This is a genomic window from Paraburkholderia sp., from assembly GCF_036488505.1.
Classification (GTDB): domain Bacteria; phylum Pseudomonadota; class Gammaproteobacteria; order Burkholderiales; family Burkholderiaceae; genus Paraburkholderia.
In genome coordinates this window covers 1-2,068 of the sequence record NZ_DASXHN010000263.1, presented here as the reverse complement: position 1 = coordinate 2,068, position 2,068 = coordinate 1, and the positions used below count along the sequence as shown (strand labels likewise).

2 protein-coding genes are annotated in these 2,068 nt (G+C 61.8%); both read right to left on the bottom strand.

Going from position 1 to position 2,068, the window contains the following annotated elements; translation table 11 throughout:
* The coding region (oxc, locus tag VGH68_RS15765; protein WP_331604578.1) for an oxalyl-CoA decarboxylase at positions 1-1,379 on the bottom strand (1,379 nt) is incomplete at its 3' end.
* A 63-nt stretch (positions 1,380-1,442) separates the two neighbouring features.
* On the bottom strand, positions 1,443-2,068 hold a 626-nt coding region (locus VGH68_RS15760), incomplete at its 5' end, for an MFS transporter (RefSeq protein ID WP_331604576.1).

The following is a 2,068-nucleotide window of genomic DNA, read 5'->3' as shown; positions in this document are numbered from 1 at the left end:
TCGATCGCGACCACCGGTTTGCCTGTCGTTACCGCCGCGCCGATGGCGAAGCCCATACCGATACCCAAGATTCCCCACGTGCCCGAATCGAAGCGTTTGCGCGGCTCGTACATGTCAATAATGCTGCGCGCGTAGTCGAGCGTATTCGCGCCCTCGTTGACGACGTTGATGTCCGGGCGCGTCTTCAGCACATCGCGGATCGCACGCAACGCACTGTGGAAATTCATCGGCGACGGATTCTTGTCGAGCGTTGCGGCCATCCTGGCGAGATTCTTGTTCTTGCGCTCGGCAATCGCGCCGGTCCACTCAACGCCCGGCTTCGCGAAACTCGCATCGAGGCCTGCGCGAAGCGCCGCCATGCACGAACCGATATCGCCGATCACCGGCGCGGCGATCGCGACGTTGCTGTCGATTTCGGTCGGCGAGATATCGACCTGCACGAACTTCTTCGGCTCCGCGCCCCACGTGTTGCCCTTGCCATGCGCGAGGAGCCAGTTCAGACGCGCGCCGATCAGCATGACAACGTCGGCCTCCTGCAGCACGAACGAGCGCGCCGCCGCCGCCGATTGCTCGTGCGTGTCGGGCAACAGACCTTTGGCCATCGACATCGGTAGATATGGAATGCCGCTTTGTTCGACGAACGCGCGAATCTCCGCGTCAGCCTGCGCGTACGCCGCGCCTTTGCCGAGCAGGATCAGTGGACGTTTGGCGCTCTTCAGCACATCGATCGCACGCTTGACCGATTCCGGCGCCGGCAACTGACGCGGTGCGGCGTCGACCACTCGCACTAGCGACTGCTGCGCCTTCACGGCGTCCAGCGTCTGAGCGAGCAGCTTGGCCGGTAAGTCCAGATACACGCCACCGGGCCGGCCAGACACCGCTGCACGGATCGCACGCGCCACACCGATGCCGATGTCCTCCGCATGCAGCACGCGATACGCGGCCTTTGCGTAAGGCTTTGCCGCGTTCAACTGATCCATTTCTTCGTAATCGCCCTGTTGCAGATCGACGATCTCACGTTCGCTCGACCCGCTGATCAGGATCATCGGGAAACAGTTCGTGGTCGCGTTGGCCAGGGCTGTCAAGCCGTTGAGAAAGCCTGGTGCCGACACGGTCAGGCAGACGCCCGGCTTCTGCGTGATGTAGCCGGAAATCGCCGCCGCGTTGCCGGCGTGCTGTTCATGACGGAAGCCGATGAAACGCATCCCTTGCGCTTGGGCAAGCCGCGCGAGGTCGGTGATCGGAATGCCGACCAGCCCGAAGATGGTATCGATGTCGTTCAGTTTCAGCGCGTCGATGACGAGATGGAATCCATCGGTCGTTTGGCTCGCCTGTTGTTGGGACGTAGTGTCGGTTGTGAGCTGGTCGGCTTCTGCCATGACATCTCTCCTGGGTAGCGGGGCGTGATGGGTTGATAGTGAGCGGCGGGCTCACGAGATCGTTCAATCAGACGAGCCGCCGGACGACGGTTGCAGCCGTGCCCCGGCGACGGCCGCACCGGCTGGCGCGCCTGAGTTTTCGATCCAGCGCTTTCTCATAGGGGCGAGAATGAATTTCGCGGATATGGCGGCCGCGATCGATATCACGGCCGCTGAGATAAACACGGTGCTCCAGCCACCGGTAGCGGACAGCACCGATGCAACCGGCACCAGCATCGCAGCAGTCCCTTTCGCGGTGTAGAGCGTCCCCGCATTCGCTGCGGCGTATTTGCTGCCGAACGTGTCCGCACAGGTCGCCGGGAAGATCGAGAAGATTTCGCCCCAACAGAGGAATATGGCAGCGGCGAAGAACATGAACGCGTACGGGTTATGACCGAACTGCATCAGTCCGAGCAGCGCGACCCCTTCGCCGAGAAAAATCATGAACATCGTGTTTTCACGGCCAATGCGGTCCGATAGAAAACCGCACAGAGGGCGAGTGAAGCCGTTACACAGATTGTCGATGGACAGCGTCATCGTCAGGAGCGGTAGCGTGATGCCCAACAGGCTGACCGGCATTCTGGCGAAGCCGTATTCCTTCGCGATCGGTCCTAGCTGAGCGGTTGCAATGATGCCGCCGGCCGCGACGA